Origin of the sequence: Brevibacterium paucivorans (assembly GCF_016907735.1) — a bacterium.
Lineage (GTDB): Bacteria > Actinomycetota > Actinomycetes > Actinomycetales > Brevibacteriaceae > Brevibacterium > Brevibacterium paucivorans.
Map to the genome: position 1 here is coordinate 377,948 of NZ_JAFBCP010000001.1, position 15,679 is coordinate 393,626.

Consider the following 15,679-nt stretch of genomic DNA (forward strand, 5'->3'; position numbering starts at 1 on the left):
TTACAGAACTTTGGCCAGGAAGTCTTGCGTACGTCGATGTTCCGGACTGTCAAAGACGTTCTCTGGAGGCCCTGATTCGACAAGCTCCCCACCGGCAAGGAAGAACACACGGTCGCAAACTTCGCGAGCAAAGCCCATTTCGTGAGTCACCAGGATCATGGTCATGCCTTCTTTTGCGAGGTCCCGGATCACTTGTAGCACTTCACCGACCATTTCCGGGTCGAGTGCCGAGGTGGCCTCGTCGAAGAGCATGATCTGAGGTTCCATAGCCAGGGCACGAGCGATTGCGACGCGCTGTTTCTGTCCACCTGAAAGTTTGTGTGGACGTTCATCGGCTTTGTCTGAAAGGCCTACTCGTTCCAGGAGTCGCATCGCATAGTCACGCGCGTCCTTGGAGCTCTTTTTCTTCAACTCAACCGGTGCCAGCATGATGTTCTCAATCACTGTCATGTTGGGAAACAGGTTGAAGTGCTGAAAAACCATTCCAATGTGTTGACGCACGGAGTTGAGATTCGTTGCTGGGTCCGTAATGTCGGTTCCCTCGATCACAACCTTCCCCGACGTGGGGTCTTCCAAGCGATTCAGCATGCGAAGAATCGTGGACTTACCTGAACCGGACGGCCCAATGAGTGAAATGACTTCACCGTGGGCCACCTCGAAGTCGATTCCTTTAATCACTTCGTTGTCGCCGAACGACTTGCGTAGCCCGCTGACCTTGATTGCAGGTGACTTTTCCTTATTCACTTGTTGAGCCTCCTGTCGACGATGTTGGCAATCCAGGTGAGCACCGTAATGATGACGAAGTAGATCACACCCACAATGATGAGCATTTCAGTGGTGCGGAAGTTTGAGGCGTACACCTGTTGTGCTTGGTAGAGAAGTTCAGCAAATCCAATGGTCAGAAGGAGCGAGGAGTCCTTCAGCGTAATGACCAACTGGTTGATGATGGACGGAGTAGCGATCTTCACTGCTTGAGGAACAACGACTTTTTGCATCGACTTGCCCCATGGCAGACCCAACGAACGAGCTGCTTCCATTTGCCCGACATCAACAGCCTGGATACCTCCGCGCACAATCTCAGTGAGGTACGCGCCAGCGTTGAGCGCCAAGGTGGCTACACCGGCGAGGAACACGTCACCTTTAGTGCCCATGAGTTGCGGCAGGCCAAAGTAGAAGAAGAACGCCCAGACCAGAAGCGGTGTTCCACGGAAAATCGCGACGAATGCTGAAGCAACTGCGGTGAGCACACGGTTTTGTGACACCTTCATGAATCCGAAGACCAGGCCCAGCACCATCGCAATGACAAAGGACACGAGGGTGATAGCCAGTGTGTTCCACAAACCTTTTGCAAGTGCTGGCCATGTCTGTTGCGCCAGTGAAAAGATATTGCCCGGTTTCGAGTTGTCTTTGCTGGCACCACCAAGATAGGAATCGACAATTTTGTCGTATTCCCCTGAGTCCCGCAGGTTTTTCAGCCCGGCGTTGAAAGCTTCAAGAAGTTCAGTGTTTTCGCCTTTTTTCACGGCGAACCCGTACTGAGACCCCGGCACTTTGTCGGTGACGATTTTCAGTCCGTTGCCCTGTTCGACACCGTAGGCAAGGACTGGGTAGTCGTCGAAAACTGCGACAGCGGTTCCGTTTTTGACGGACTCGTACATGGTGGCTGACTGGTCTAGACCTTTGATTTTGAAGTTATGTTCTTTTGCCAGTTCTTTGGCTACTGCTTCGCCTTCGGTACCAGTTTTAGCGACGACGGTTTTACCTTCGAGGTCCTCATATCCCTGGATCTCATCGTCGTTTTCGGAAATGGCCATCTGGATGCCGGAATCGAAGTACGGTTCGGAGAAGTCAAACTTTTGTTTGCGTTCGTCGGTGATGCCCATTCCAGCAATCACGCCGTCTGCTTGACCAGCATCAACTGCCGTCACAGCCGCTTGGAAACCAACGGACTGAATGTCAACTTCGAACCCTTGATTTTCAGCAATGGCTCTAAGAAGGTCCATGTCGATACCCGTGAGTTTGCCTGTCGCGGGATCACGGAACTCAAACGGTGCGAACGTGGTATCAGTCGCGATGGTGTACTTCTTGCCTTGGACACCACTGGCATGTACCGACGTTTTCGATGTGTCAGGTTGAGCTTGCGCTGGAGTTATCCCTGCTACGGTCAGAACGCCAACAAAAAGCGCCATGACGACCCACGTGAGAGTCCTCGTAAAGCGTCGTTGGATTTGAACGGGCACTGTAAATCCTTCTCTGTTTACGTTTCATGAAAGATGTCTCAGAGTCTCCACCATAGCGAGTGTGCTGAAAGTCACTCTCACCACCCCCTTGATTGGAGTCTTCCTGCTCAGTACGGGTTGGGCTACGGAGTAGCGAGCTTCGCAAGCTTGTGTGCGAGTTGAAGAAATAGTGCATAAAGGCAGTACCCTCGAACCATGTCTGAAAAATCACACAATATTTCGGCGACGAGCACGCGAGCGCCACAATCGCTCGGCCATTCTGTCGCTAACACACTCAAAGGCTCCGCAGGGAACCTCGTTGAGTGGTACGACGTTTATGTTTATTCGGTGTTCGCTAAAGCGTTTGAGCACCAGTTCTTTTCGAAGGAGGACGCGAACTCCACCATTTACGTGTGGGCTATTTTCGCTGTCACCTTCCTTATGCGTCCCGTTGGGTCGTGGTATTTTGGTCGTTTCGCTGACCGTTTCGGCCGCAAAGCAGCTCTGACGTTCTCAATCATGGTGATGGCCGGATGTTCGTTCGTCATCGCCCTGACACCCACTCGCGAGTCCATTGGTGTATGGGCGGCGGTCATTTTGATCCTGTGTCGCTTGATCCAAGGTTTTGCCACCGGTGGCGAGTATGGAACCTCTGCAACGTACATGTCCGAAGCCGCCGTGGCTAAACACCGTGGTTTCCTTTCATCATTCCAGTACGTGACGCTGGTAGGTGGGCACGTCCTTGCCCAAACCGTTTTTCTGACCATGCTGCTTTTTGCTGACATGGAGTGGATTTCGGGAATCGGTTGGCGCATCGCTTTCCTTATTGGTGGCCTGGGTGCTCTTGTTGTCCTGTGGTTGCGTCGCACGATGGACGAATCGATGACGCAGGAATCTATTGATGCGGCGCGTTCCGGTGAGTCAAAGCAGTCAGGGTCTATGAAGGAACTGCTCACCGTGTACTGGCGCGAACTGCTTGTGTGCTTCTTGGTGACCATGGGTGGGACGCTGGCGTTCTACGGTTACTCCGTCAACGGCCCCAACGTGGTGAAGGCTTCGTTTAGTGAAGATGCCATCACTGGTTCCGTTATTTCACTCATTGCGTTGACCCTTCTCATGATCTTGCAGCCCATCGGTGGAGCGATTTCGGACCGTGTGGGTCGACGCACGCTGTTGGTGTTCTTCGGTGTGGGCGGTGTGCTTTTCACCTGGGTCATGTTCTTGGTGCTTCCTGGGGTCACCAACCCGGTTGTGGCTTTCCTTATTCTTGCAGTCGGATTCGTGATCCTGACCGGATACACGTCCATCAACGCGATTGTTAAGGCCGAGATTTTCCCCGTTCACGTGCGTGCGCTGGGTGTTGGCCTGGGTTATGCACTTGCTAACTCGATTTTCGGTGGAACGGCACCCGTGATCTGGTCAGCGGCAAAAGCTAACCACGCTGGCCTATTCGTGGTGTATGCAACGGTCACAATTGGAGTTTCGCTCTTGGTCTACCTGTTCATGCTGCGTAACCGGGGCCTGAACTGGTTGGACAACCCTGAAGAGATGACCGAGCGGAAGAACGGCCCGGACCACAAACACTTCCCTATGGGAGTCTGATTCGGTCCATTCAGCTGGGGCTCTTCCTGTTTTCAGGAAGAGCCCCAGTTTTGTTTGAAGCTACACAGCACGTTTCAGTTCTGTGTCATGCGCTCGAATTGCATGAGTTCGAAGCTATCTAGACTCTAAGTATGGCCCGGATCAAGCAACGCTACCTCGACGAGCTCGAACACGAGTTCAACACAACAGGACAAGTGACGCTTCGCGTCCGTCCCATTGCGAAAATCCTTCGCTGGGTTGTGTATTCTCTTGGGGCCCTGGTCGCGTGGCCGGGTTCGGTCATTGCCTTATGGGTAAACTACGTGGAAGGCACGTGGAAAGAGCCTCGAACGTGGTTGCTTTTAGTCTGTTGCGCGGCCTTCGCAATAGGGCTTCCAGTGGTAGCCGTGCAAGCGGTAGTTCTGCTTTTTAAGCCTCGTCCCCAAGATAAACTGGAAACATTGGACTGGGTCATCACACGTGTGGGGGTCTACCCACCGGATGCCGCCCGCGCCTCGGAAGAAATACCGCCTCTTTTCTACACATGGGACGGCATTCACGACATCGACACTAAGCGTTTTCCAGATAGATGGCTGTGGCCACCATACACAGCGATCATTGAACCAGACGTTCACACGGTTGAAAGAGTTCAAACAGAACGCCCATACATCAAAGGCAAGTGGCTTTACGTCCCGCTCAACGGAATCCCATGGTTTGCCCACTTTTCCAGGACGATACGACCGGACAGCCACATTACCTGGGTACACACGCCAGATGCCCGCACACTGGCAAGCTTCCTGCAAACGTGTAAAAAACGCTACTCACTGTCCGCACAAAACCACTAGGAAACCCACGATGACCCGGATCAAGCAACGCTACCTCGACGAGCTCGAACACGAGTTCAACACAACAGGACAAGTGACACTTCGTGTCCGTCCCATTGCGAAAACCTTTAACTGGGTTGTGATACCACCTCTAGTACTGCTCATGTGGGTGGGTTCGCTCGCCACTTTATGGGTCACCTACGTGGAAGGACCCTCGCATAACCTTCTCGCGTGGTTGAATCCTGACGTGTGGTTGATTCTAGCGTGTTCCGCTGCCTTCGTCATCATGGTTCCAGTGGCAGCCGTGAGAATGATAGTTCTGCTTCTTAGGCCCCGCCCCCAAGACAAACTGGCAACTCGGGACTGGGTCATCACACGCGAGGGCCTGTACCCGCCTGACTTCTCCCGCATCTCGGAAGAAATACCGCCCTTTTTCTACTCATGGGACGGAATCCTTCACATCGAGGCCCAGCAGCGCTCGGACACATGGCCGTTGCCACTATACACAGCGATCATTGCACCAGACGTTCACACGGTTGAAAGATTTCGAACGGAACGCCCACACATCAAAGGTAAGTTGGCGTACTACTACCTCAACGGAAACATACGACCCGCTCACATCACCTGGAGACACACACGGGATGCCCGCACCCTGGCAAAATTCCTGCAAGCGTGTAAACAGAGCTACTCACTCTCCACACAAGACCATTAGGAAACCCACGATGGCCCGGATCAAGCAACGCTACCTCGACGAGCTCGAACACGAGTTCAACACAACAGGACAAGTGACACTTCGTGTCCGTCCCATTGCGAAAACTTTTAACTGGGTTGTGATGCCCCTTGTGTGGCTGGGTTCGGTTGCCGTTTTATGGCTCACCTACGTGGAAGGAACCTGGAAAGACCCTCGCGCGTGGTTGCTTCTTGCCGGGTTTGTTGCCTTAGCCATCATGATTCCAGCGGCAGCCGTGAGAATGATAGTAGTTCTGCTTCTTAAGCTTCGTCCCCAAGACAAACTGGCAACTCGGGACTGGGTCATCACACGCGAGGGCCTGTACCCGCCTGACTTCGCCCGCATCTCGGAAGAAATACCGCCCCTTTTCTACGCTTGGGACGAAATCCTTCACATCGATGCCCAGCAGTTCCCGAACAGATGTCTGATACCTTACACAGCGATCATTGCACCAGACGTTCACACGGTTGAAAGACTTCAAACAGAACGCCCACATATCAAAGGTAAGTTGCCGTACTACTACCTCAACGGAAACATACGACCCGCTCCCATCACCTGGATACACACGCGGGATGCCCGCACCCTGGCAGAGTTTTTAAACCGTTGCAAGGCGCAGTATTCGTCCACCACGAGGCGATGATCACGCCCCTACAGGCTCGTTACATCCAGTCAGATTTTCGGAAGAAGTAATACAGAAGAACGCCAACTCCCACCATCATCCCGATCGCCATGGGGTACCCAAGGGCCCAGTGAAGCTCGGGCATGTGGTCAAAGTTCATTCCATAGATCGCACCAATAAGAGTGGGAGCAAACAGGATCGCAGCCCAACCTGAAATCTTCTTCATGTCCTCGTTCTGGCGTTGCGACACCAGCGTCGCGTTCACACTCAGAATCTGCGCAAGAGCGTCACGGAGATCGGCCGTTTGCCGAAGCGCATGCAGCAGATCATCTTCGACGTCATCGAGATATGTACGCAAGTCTTCTGGAATTTCATACTTATCGAACCCGTCGCGCAATGAGTCGATCACTTCATTCAGAGACGCAATCGTGTGTTGCATATCGATGACCTCTTGGCTCAGACGGTAAATACGTTCAGCTACCGCCGCGTCACCGGAAAACACTTGCCGTTCAATCTGCTCGCGGTCAATCGCGATACCCCGCAACACTGGGGCATAACCCACCACAATCGCTGCGAGCAGACGATAAATGATAGCTTCTGGTCCGTATGACAACATCCCCTGGTTCGCAAGAACGGTCTTGCCGTGCTTACGAGCAACCAGCGCGTTATACACGTCCATCTGCAAACCGTCTTCCCCATCGATCCAACGCCCGTCTTGGCACAGGACAACAACCACGCCATCCTTCATCAGGACGTGAAACTCCGAAAACCTCACTTCTTCTTGTTCGTCGATGTAGCTGGCAGCCCGGGCGACCAGGAACATGACGTCACCGTAGCGTTCCACTTTTGGACGTTGGTGCGCATTGAGCAGGTCATCGGTGAGCAGAGGGTGAAGGTCCCACTCGTTTTCAAGCTCACGAATCTCTTCTTTTGTGGGTGACGGGTACAGCAGAAGCACCATGTTGTCGGGCGACGAATTGGTCAAATCCATGGCCTGCTTGAGCGACATTTCGCCTTCAACACGGCACGGAACACCGTTGTCAATTTCCGTGACCACAGGAGACTTGGTACGGGCAGGAGCAGTAGTAGTTGTTGCAACGACTTTTCTACTTCGCGGAACGCGGAAACCTCTGCTTAAGCGACGACTAGGCATTGCTTCCTCCTCCCGAGTCCATGGGGCGCAGTGTGCGCGTTAAACACACGCGGTACGTGTGCTCAATGAGAATACCAAGAGCCAGCGTATTTCATCGCTACATCAGTAGGTGCGAACTTGCCTGGTGATGTGGGCTGAGCAAAGTGCCATCATGCACGTTGCCTGCTCATTCCCATAGACTTTCGCATAACCAAGTGCGCAATACGGAAATTCTGCGTACATCTGGCGACATTGGAGGGAGCACAATGACTACACCCGATTTTGAGGTCGACTTAGACTCCGCCGATTCGATCCTGGAAATTACGGGCTGGTGCCTGCGTGCAGACGAGCGGCTCAACGAGGAAAAGCCGTGGGACGGTTTTGTGATCCTGACCGGTTTTGAGGAGGCGCACGCGGCGATGCAGGCATGGCGTTTTGTCGGCGCAGAGACCCTGCCCACGGCGGTGAACATTGCCAATCCGGCGTTCAACCTTGACGTGATGGAGCAGCTGCGTGAGCTCACTGCCGACCCCAAACGCGGTAAATGGCAGACCTGGGTGATTCTCTACGACCTCGCCAGCGACAGTTTCGATCACATATTCCTGTGGCCAGGAGAAGATGCGGGGTACAACGTGATCGGCTATGACACCCCGATGTCGACGATTGAAGCACTGAATCCGGCCCATCCTGCCGAAGAACCTCAATGGCTGACTTCGGCCAGGGGTAAGCCGTCCGTCTGACGACATTGGAGGAAGCGCAATGACTACACCCGATATCGAGGTCGACTACGACTCCGCCGATTCGATCCTGGAAGTCATCGGCAGGTGTCTGCGGGTGGACAGAAAGCTCAATCAACGCAAACCATGGGACGGATTTGTGGTTGTGTCCGGCTACGAACAGGGGCATTCGGCGCACCAGGCGTGGCGGTTTGTCGGTGAGGAGACTCGGATCACCACGGTGTCCTCGCTCAACCCGGCGTTCAACGAAGCGCTGATAGCGCGGCTACGCGAGCTCACTGCCGATCCCAAGCGTGGCAACTGGCAGACCTGGATTGCCCGATACGACCTCGCCACCGACAGCTTCGACCACACATTCCTGTGGCCCGGAGAAGATGACTGGTACAACGTGCTTGCCTATGACACTCCGATGTCGGCAATCGAAAGACTGAACCCAGCCCATCAGACCGAATAATCGCAAACAGCGTACCCGTGACTGTGCTTGAATACAGACATGACTTCAGCGCTTGATGCTATTCGCGACGGATACTCCTTTTCTGAACCAGCAATTGAACTCGGCTCCGCCCTCGACGGTGACAAACCCGTCACTGACGCGCGCGTCCGCATTCCTTTAAGCATGCTCAACCGCCACGGCCTGATCGCCGGCGCCACTGGAACGGGAAAGACCGTTACACTGCAGGTGCTCACAGAAGCGATCACTCGCGCTGGAGTCCCCGTGTTCGCCGCCGACCTCAAAGGTGACCTATCCGGCATGGCCTCAGAAGGCCAAGCGTCAGAAAAACTCTTAGCCCGCACCAAGGCAAACGGACAGGACTGGGAGCCTGCCGCCTCGGCGGTCACCTTCTACGCGCTGGGAGGCGAAGGCACCGGAATTCCGATGCGCGCAACCGTCAGCTCCTTTGGACCGCTCCTCCTCGCTAAGGTGCTGGGCCTCAACGAAACCCAGGAGTCCGTCCTGGGGCTGATCTTCCACTACGCCGACTCCAACGGACTGGCCCTGCTGGACTTAAGCGACCTCAAAGCCGTGCTCATGTTCCTCACTTCCGATGAAGGAAAAGCGGAACTCAAGAGCATCGGTGGGGTGTCAACGGCCTCGGCGGGCGTGATTCTGCGATCCATTGCCAACCTCGAAGCGCAAGGCGCGGAAGCCTTCTTTGGCGAACCAGAATTCGACATTTCCGACCTATTACGCACCGAGGGCCCGGCGGGTGTCGTTTCGATGCTGGAACTGCCCGCGGTGCAGAACCGGCCCGCACTGTTCTCGACATTCCTCATGTGGCTGCTGGCCGAACTGTTCGAACAACTCCCCGAGGTGGGCGATGCGGACAAACCTAAACTGGTGTTCTTCTTCGACGAAGCGCACTTGTTGTTCCAGGGCGCGTCGAAAGCCTTCATCGAGTCAGTGACACAAACCGTGCGCCTCATTCGTTCCAAGGGCGTGGGCATTTTCTTCGTCACGCAGCGCCCCACCGATGTACCGGAAGAAATCCTGGCGCAGCTGGGCTCGCGCGTGCAGCACCAATTACGCGCGCACACCCCCAAAGAAGCCAAGGCGCTGAAGGACACGGTCGCCACGTTCCCCGTGACGGATTTCGACCTGGGCGAGTTGCTCACCAGCCTGGGTACCGGCGAAGCGATCGTCACGGTCATGGACCCAGACGGCTCCCCCACACCTGTTGCGCCCACCAAGGTGTTTGCTCCCACATCAAAGATGGGCCCCACCCCGCCCGAGGTCGTTGCTCAGATGGTCGCAGATTCTCCCCTAAGTGCCACGTACGGCGAGCGCCTGGACCGCGAATCCGCCCGCGAGATCCTGACGCAGCGCTTGGAGGAAGGCGCTGAGGATGACGCCCAGGCGAAGGAGAACGTGGCTGGTTCTGACGCCCGCTCCACAGAGGAACAACCTCAGCGGATTCCCGCACCTCGGACCACACGGGAGACATCCCAGTCTTCGAAGCGACAAGACAAGTCGCTACTTGAGTCAGTACTGTCATCGTCCGAAGTTCGCACGTTCACGCGCACAGCTGCCCGCGAGATTGCACGCGGCATTTTCGGGACGGGACGTCGCAGGCGCCGTCGCAGGTAACAAAGCCAGTCCCCTAGACCAGGCTCCACGCACCTACCTGTCAAGCAGGCCCCAACGAAGAGAACAGATGACACTGAACGAATTTGGCCAACCGATCGGCCCGGCACTCCCCCACTGGACCCCTGCGCAGTCGCCACAACCGGTGACGCTGGAGGGCCAGTCGTGTACGCTTGCCCCGCTGGTGGCAGACCAACACGCCAGCGACCTCTTCAACGCGTACGCACTGGCACCCGACGACAGCGCGTGGACGTACATGAAGGACGGGCCGTTTGCCACCTCGGCGGACTACCTCACCTGGGCACGCAAGGCCCAGGCCAGCACCGACCCACGCCACTACGTGGTGCTCCTCAAATCGTCTGCGGACCAGCCAGCCACAAAGCCCGCGGGCACTATGGCACTCATGCGCCAAGACCCCAGCAACGGCGTGGTTGAAGTTGGCACTGTGCAGTTTTCACCCCTGCTCCAGCGCACCCGCGCAGCAACCGAAGCGCAGTTCCTGCTCATGCGCTACGTGTTCGACGACCTGGGATACCGCCGGTACGAATGGAAGTGCGATGACCTCCACAGCGTGTCACGCAGGGCCGCCACACGTTTGGGTTTCACCTACGAAGGCACGTTCCGCAACGCAGTCGTGTACAAGGGTCGTAGCCGGGACACCGCCTGGTTCGCCCTCACAGACGCGGAATGGCCCGCAGTCCGCGCAGGGTTTGAACGGTGGCTGGATCCCGCGAACTTCAACGCTGACGGCACGCAGGTACGCACCCTTGCGCAGTGCCACGAGGAACCTCGCTGCGTGTGAGTAGGCGAGCCCTCATAGACTACAAACATGATCCGTCGCCTCGTCGCCCGCGCATTCTGGTTCTTCTCCAGTTGGAAGCTCCGCACCGCCCCCGCGCCTAAACAGCCCACGATCCTCATCGGTGCTCCGCACACGTCGAACTGGGACTTTGTGCTCATGCTGGGAATCGCGTGGCGTTTGGGTATCCACATGCGGTGGATGGGCAAGCAAGAGCTGTTTACCGGCTGGAAGGGTCCGGTGATGCGCAAGTTGGGTGGGATTCCCGTGGACCGGGCTAATCCTGCAGGGATGGTCGCCGAGGTCGTTGACACCTTGCGCAGTGGCGACAACCTGAGTCTGGTGATTACTCCCGACGGAACCCGCAAAGGGCATTCGCATTGGAAGTCAGGGTTTTACCGGATTGCCCGTGAGACTGGTTTGCCGTTGGTATTGGGGTATGTGGACCGGACAACCATGACAACGGGCCTGGGTCCCACGGTTGTGCTCACCGGCGATGTGAAAGCAGACATGGACCGGATTCGTGAGTTCTACTCAGACAAAGCCGGTTTCTACCCTCAGCACAAAGTGGAGCCCCGCCTCAGAGACGAAGACTCGTTTCAGGGTTAAGGGTTACGCGTCGTCACCTGAAGCGATGTCGAACGTGACAGGTGTCCCGTGCTCCACGGTGCGCGATACCGTGCAGTACTTGTCATGCGACAAGTTCACCAGCCGTTCGATCATTCCGGTCGCGCGTTGTCCTGCTTCGTCATCCGGGAACGTAATGTCGAAGTTCAGGGTAATGGGACCTAGGCGTGAAGCGTCACCGTCTTCGACGACCTTCTCCGAACGCGCTGTAACCGTGAAGTTTTCAGGTTCAGTACGTCGCGAAGTCACTGTGTCTACGTCGATCGATGAGCAGCCAGCGATCGCGGCCAGTAACAGTTCGACGGGTGACATGAGGTCTTCGCCCCGCCCAAATTCGATGTGACCGCCTTTTCCGTTCGTGGCGACGTATCGGTTTTCGGCTGTCCTCGACAGTTCGATGGCAAAAGGTTTGCGTTCTTCGCTGTTCGTCATGTTCTCCACTCTAGATCGTTAACATGGGCTCATGAGCCCTGAGCCTGAAGCCACTTCTCCCCGCGCATCCGCCTCGTACCCCCTCATTGACGACACTGCCCTCATTTTTGAAGGCGGAGGAATGCGAGCGGCATTGACATCAGCGGTCGTTGTCACCCTCATCAAACAGGGCATCTACTTCAACTGGGTGGCAGGTGTGAGCGCTGGTGCCAGCAACACAGCTAACTATGTGTCGCGGGACCCTGGACGCGCCCGCCGTTGTTTTGTGGACTTTGCCGCCGACCCTCAGTTTGGCAACCTGCGCACCATGCTCGCGGGCAAAGGACTCTTTAACGCTGAGTACATTTACGAGAACACGAGCCTGCCGCACCAAGCACTCCCCTTTGACTGGGACACGTTTTCCAACTCCGGCACTCGCATCCGGATTCCTGCTTTCGACGCCGAATCAGGTGACCTGAAGGTGTGGACTGAAAATGACTTTCCAACAATGCAAGATCTCATGGTACGCGTACGCGCGTCCTCAACTATGCCGGTCATCATGCCACCCACTCACATTGACGGCCGAACCTACGTGGACGGCGCGTTGGGACCAGACGGCGGAATCGCGTTGTCGCAGGCGCGTGCAGACGGGTTCGAACGTTTCTTTGTTGTTCTCACGCAAGAACGTTCGTACAAGAAAACTCCTCAAAGGTTTAGCGAGTTCTACCGCCGTTATTTCCGACGTCACCCGGCCATCGCTGAAGCCCTCTTGACCCGGTGGAAGCGCTACAACGAAACGCGTGAAGAACTGTTTGAGCTCGAAAAACAAGGCAGGGCCTATCTGTTCGTTCCAGAACGCATGCCCATTGGAAACGGGGAACGGAGCCTTTCAAAACTGGCGGCCGCACACCGGGCGGGGCTGTCGCAATCACGCCGTGAGATACCCCAGTGGCTGGATTTCCTGGGCGTGTCCACTGACCACTAAACACCGGTCAGTCTTCACACACCTCGGGCACCTGTGACTCCACCCACAACATGCCTGTGCGACCCGACACACTCTCAAGAACGCCCGCCTCACCTAAGTCACTCTGCAAGACGCCAAGTTTCAGGTTGAAAGATTAACAGTGCAGGGCTTCAGGCCGTACGCACTCATGACTACACTCATAAGTGAACAGCGATATAACCCCTGTTCATCACCGCAAGTCGGACTCATTCATCGTTAGGAAGTGAATATGAAGGCCGCACGTTACTACGACCAAAAAGACATTCGTATTGAAGACATCCCTGAACCAGAACTCAAGCCTGGCACTGTAGCAATCGACGTTGCTTGGTGTGGAATCTGCGGCACTGACCTTCACGAATACCTCGAGGGCCCCATTTTCGTTCCACCTAAGGGCAAGCCACACCCCATTTCTGGTGAAGAAGCCCCTGTGACTTTGGGCCACGAATTCTCCGGCACCATCACCGCCTTGGGTGAAGGTGTGACAGGACTCGAAGTTGGCCAGAGCGTTGTTGTTGAACCTTACATTGTGGGCGAAGACGTCGACACCAGCGAAGGCTCCAGTTACCAGCTTTCCGAGAACATGAACTTCATCGGACTCGGTGGCCGAGGTGGTGGCCTGTCTGAGAAGATCGTCGTTGAGCAGCGCTGGGTACACCCTGTTGGTGACATCCCGCTGGACGAAGCTGCTCTTATCGAACCCCTTTCCGTGGGTCACCACGCATTTGTACGTTCGGGTGCCGGCGAAGGCGATGTCGCAATCGTTGGTGGAGCTGGACCGATTGGTCTTCTCACCGCTGGTGTTCTCAAGGCTTCTGGACTCACCGTTTACATTTCCGAACTGTCTGAAGCACGCAAGGAAATGGCTCGCACAACTGGCGTGGCGGACGAAGTCTTTGACCCACGCGAAGTTGACGTTGCTGCGAAGGTCAAGGAACTCACCGGTGGCAAGGGTGCCGACGTAGGCTTTGAATGCTCATCAGTACCTGTTGTGCTGGACATGCTCATCGATGCTGTTAAGCCAGGCGGTGTGATCGTTAACGTGTCCATTTGGGGTCGTAAGCCAGAAGTCGACATGCCGAACCTGGTTCTCAAGGAAATCGACCTGCGTGGAACGATTGGTTACTCGAACGACCACCCAGCAACCATCAAGCTGGTGCAGGAAGGCAAGCTGGACCTGTCGAAGTTCATCACCGGTCGCCTTGCTTTGGATGAACTCGTTGAGAAGGGCTTCGACGAGCTCATCAACAACAACGAGAAGCACGTGAAGATTTTGGTGAATCCTAACGCCTGATCTGTTCAAGTAGCGCACCGCGCTCGAACATAGAAGATCCGGCCCGGCAGGAAACCTGAGTGGTTTCCAGCCGGGCCGGATCTTTGTATTAGACAGTCACCGGCAGTGGGCCAGTGCGCACGGCTTTAGCGCAGAACGTATTGCAGGGTTTTCACGACTTGTTCTGTCGTTTCGCACCATGCGAGCGCAGCTGCGTCAACTTCTTTCAGCGGGTGAACAATGTCAGCTGAGTGTAGTGTGATGTACGGCGTGCCCAATGCGGCCGCATACCCGGCGTCAAACGCCGCGTTCCACTGCTTGTACTTGTCACCGAAACGCACAACCACAAGGTCAGCTTTTTCAATGAGAGTGCGCGTGCGGATCGCGTTAACTTTTGCCGACTGGTTGTCTCGCCAGAACGATGTCTGGGTTTCTGCCAAGTGGTCACCGGCTGCATCGCTCGCGTCGTGATCTGTCACAGGGGCGGTAAAAACGACGTCGAGGCCAGCAGCGGTTGCACCGCGCTCGATTTCTTCGCGCCATTCTGTGTGGATTTCGCCAGAGAGGTACACGTTAAAGCTCATGATGCTCCTTTGTTAGTGTGTTTGCGTTTTCCATTATGCGCAAGGTCTCGCACTAGCATGTGAGCTATGAAACATCGGTTCATTGACCTCGCCAACATCTCTATTGGGGAGTACGCATTCCCTGGCCCACTCAGGGATGCGTTGGTCAGTGCAATCCTTTCGGGAGAAAAAACCTCAACAGCCACGCTTGTCGAGGAATTCACGCGCTCAGGTGAGCCACTCCCCTCCCCAACCGGCGGAGACCTTGAAGCAGTGATCGACTCCGAAGGAAAAGTCGTGTGCGTGACGCGCACGACCCGCAATTACGTCACTACCCTGGCGCATGTCACCGATGAGCACGCACGCAAAGAAGGCGAAGGTTACGCAGATGCCCACGAATGGCGCATAGGACACGAGCACTTTTGGACCTCGGAACAGTTTGTCGCGGAGATGGGCGACCCGCCACTTGAGATCACTGATGATACACAGGTGCTGTGTTCAGAGTTCGAAGTCATCGAAAGATATGTGTAGCCGGCACACAGTTGCCCGCTACCCCGCCGGTTCCGGCCCAGCGAGGTGCGTGTACTCCTGCGTTGCAGGTCGCCAATACGCTGCTCTGAGTGCCGTCAGTTCTTTAAACCGTGTTGGGGTGACATCTTCCAGCCCTCGCACATAATCCGGCACTAGCGCGCGCGGAATCCTTAACCCCACAGTCAGGTGAGGAATCCACTCCACCCCTCTCCCATCCGGGTTGAGGCCACACAGCTCGCGCGCAACCTCGGTCACGGCACTGTCTGTCTCTAACAACCATGCGATTGTTTGTTTACTCCGCGTCCCAAAAATCACGGTACCCGCACGTGTGAATGCCGCTGGCACCACGGGAGGCAGGATCTCAGCGGCACGGGAGACCACCTCGGGAGACATGCGCGGCGCGAAAGTCACCGTGATGTGCGGGCGCTGGTTTTGTTTGGGCAGGCCGAGGTCGTTCAGAGCAGAGAAGATCTCCCTCACCTGTTGCTCCTGGTCAGGTGGCAGGTAGAAAAGGATGTTGTCCGGTGAACGCACGCTCATATGCTGTGCA

The 15,679-nt window shown here is 55.8% G+C and carries 18 protein-coding genes; 12 read left to right on the forward strand and 6 right to left on the reverse strand.

Going from position 1 to position 15,679, the window contains the following annotated elements; all coding sequences use genetic code 11:
• Both JOE56_RS01775 and JOE56_RS01780 read right to left on the reverse strand, forming a co-directional pair.
• Window positions 1-744: an amino acid ABC transporter ATP-binding protein gene (locus tag JOE56_RS01775; protein WP_338028598.1), complete on the reverse strand. Its 744-nt coding sequence runs from the start codon at window positions 742-744 to the stop codon at window positions 1-3.
• A complete protein-coding gene (locus JOE56_RS01780; RefSeq protein WP_338028599.1) occupies window positions 741-2,240 on the reverse strand; it encodes an amino acid ABC transporter substrate-binding protein/permease in 1,500 nt (499 codons plus the stop codon). Before JOE56_RS01780 ends, JOE56_RS01775 begins: the two co-directional genes overlap by 4 nt.
• Before the next feature lie 195 nt (window positions 2,241-2,435).
• Here JOE56_RS01780 and JOE56_RS01785 point away from each other — a divergent pair, with 195 nt between their 5' ends.
• From JOE56_RS01785 to JOE56_RS01800, 4 genes are all read left to right on the forward strand, one after another.
• Window positions 2,436-3,821 carry an MFS transporter gene (locus JOE56_RS01785; RefSeq protein WP_204514563.1) on the forward strand — a complete coding sequence of 462 codons (1,386 nt, stop codon included), beginning with the start codon at window positions 2,436-2,438 and terminating at the stop codon, window positions 3,819-3,821.
• A 131-nt stretch (window positions 3,822-3,952) separates the two neighbouring features.
• Window positions 3,953-4,645, forward strand: coding sequence for a hypothetical protein (locus JOE56_RS01790; protein WP_204514564.1), 693 nt, complete (start codon window positions 3,953-3,955; stop codon window positions 4,643-4,645).
• A gap of 10 nt (window positions 4,646-4,655) precedes the next feature.
• The gene (locus JOE56_RS01795) at window positions 4,656-5,336 is read left to right on the forward strand and encodes a hypothetical protein (RefSeq protein WP_204514565.1); all 681 of its coding nucleotides are present in this window, start codon (window positions 4,656-4,658) and stop codon (window positions 5,334-5,336) included.
• Between the two features lie 10 nt (window positions 5,337-5,346).
• A complete protein-coding gene (locus tag JOE56_RS01800) occupies window positions 5,347-5,994 on the forward strand; it encodes a hypothetical protein (protein WP_204514566.1) in 648 nt (215 codons plus the stop codon).
• A 19-nt stretch (window positions 5,995-6,013) separates the two neighbouring features.
• On the opposite strand, the gene JOE56_RS01805 is transcribed toward JOE56_RS01800, so the two are convergent.
• Window positions 6,014-7,030, reverse strand: coding sequence for a magnesium and cobalt transport protein CorA (locus JOE56_RS01805; protein WP_204514567.1), 1,017 nt, complete (start codon window positions 7,028-7,030; stop codon window positions 6,014-6,016).
• A 341-nt stretch (window positions 7,031-7,371) separates the two neighbouring features.
• Between JOE56_RS01805 and JOE56_RS01810 the strand changes: the two genes are divergently transcribed.
• From JOE56_RS01810 to JOE56_RS01830, 5 genes are all read left to right on the forward strand, one after another.
• Entirely contained in the window at window positions 7,372-7,845 is a 474-nt protein-coding gene (locus JOE56_RS01810) for a hypothetical protein (protein WP_239530340.1), read from the forward strand.
• A gap of 19 nt (window positions 7,846-7,864) precedes the next feature.
• Complete coding sequence (locus JOE56_RS01815) at window positions 7,865-8,296, forward strand: hypothetical protein (protein ID WP_204514568.1); 432 nt, start codon at window positions 7,865-7,867, stop codon at window positions 8,294-8,296.
• 39 nt (window positions 8,297-8,335) lie between these two features.
• Entirely contained in the window at window positions 8,336-9,928 is a 1,593-nt protein-coding gene (locus tag JOE56_RS01820) for a helicase HerA-like domain-containing protein (protein WP_204514569.1), read from the forward strand.
• Window positions 9,929-9,995: 67 nt separating this feature from the next.
• Window positions 9,996-10,727 (forward strand): GNAT family N-acetyltransferase, encoded by a 732-nt coding sequence (locus JOE56_RS01825; RefSeq protein ID WP_204514570.1) that lies wholly within the window; start codon window positions 9,996-9,998, stop codon window positions 10,725-10,727.
• A gap of 27 nt (window positions 10,728-10,754) precedes the next feature.
• Window positions 10,755-11,333: a 1-acyl-sn-glycerol-3-phosphate acyltransferase gene (locus JOE56_RS01830; protein ID WP_204514571.1), complete on the forward strand. Its 579-nt coding sequence runs from the start codon at window positions 10,755-10,757 to the stop codon at window positions 11,331-11,333.
• A 3-nt stretch (window positions 11,334-11,336) separates the two neighbouring features.
• On the opposite strand, the gene JOE56_RS01835 is transcribed toward JOE56_RS01830, so the two are convergent.
• Window positions 11,337-11,783: an OsmC family protein gene (locus JOE56_RS01835; protein WP_204514572.1), complete on the reverse strand. Its 447-nt coding sequence runs from the start codon at window positions 11,781-11,783 to the stop codon at window positions 11,337-11,339.
• Between the two features lie 31 nt (window positions 11,784-11,814).
• Between JOE56_RS01835 and JOE56_RS01840 the strand changes: the two genes are divergently transcribed.
• Entirely contained in the window at window positions 11,815-12,747 is a 933-nt protein-coding gene (locus JOE56_RS01840) for a patatin-like phospholipase family protein (protein WP_204514573.1), read from the forward strand.
• A gap of 247 nt (window positions 12,748-12,994) precedes the next feature.
• Window positions 12,995-14,056 (forward strand): 2,3-butanediol dehydrogenase, encoded by a 1,062-nt coding sequence (locus tag JOE56_RS01845; protein ID WP_204514574.1) that lies wholly within the window; start codon window positions 12,995-12,997, stop codon window positions 14,054-14,056.
• 125 nt (window positions 14,057-14,181) lie between these two features.
• Here the strand turns inward: JOE56_RS01845 and JOE56_RS01850 are convergent, their stop codons facing one another.
• A complete protein-coding gene (locus tag JOE56_RS01850; RefSeq protein WP_204514575.1) occupies window positions 14,182-14,619 on the reverse strand; it encodes a YtoQ family protein in 438 nt (145 codons plus the stop codon).
• Between the two features lie 66 nt (window positions 14,620-14,685).
• Between JOE56_RS01850 and JOE56_RS01855 the strand changes: the two genes are divergently transcribed.
• Window positions 14,686-15,129, forward strand: coding sequence for an ASCH domain-containing protein (locus JOE56_RS01855; protein WP_204514576.1), 444 nt, complete (start codon window positions 14,686-14,688; stop codon window positions 15,127-15,129).
• 18 nt (window positions 15,130-15,147) lie between these two features.
• Here JOE56_RS01855 and JOE56_RS01860 read toward each other — a convergent pair whose 3' ends face one another.
• Window positions 15,148-15,669 carry a 2'-5' RNA ligase family protein gene (locus JOE56_RS01860; protein WP_204514577.1) on the reverse strand — a complete coding sequence of 174 codons (522 nt, stop codon included), beginning with the start codon at window positions 15,667-15,669 and terminating at the stop codon, window positions 15,148-15,150.
• Between the last annotated feature and the right edge of the window lie 10 nt (window positions 15,670-15,679).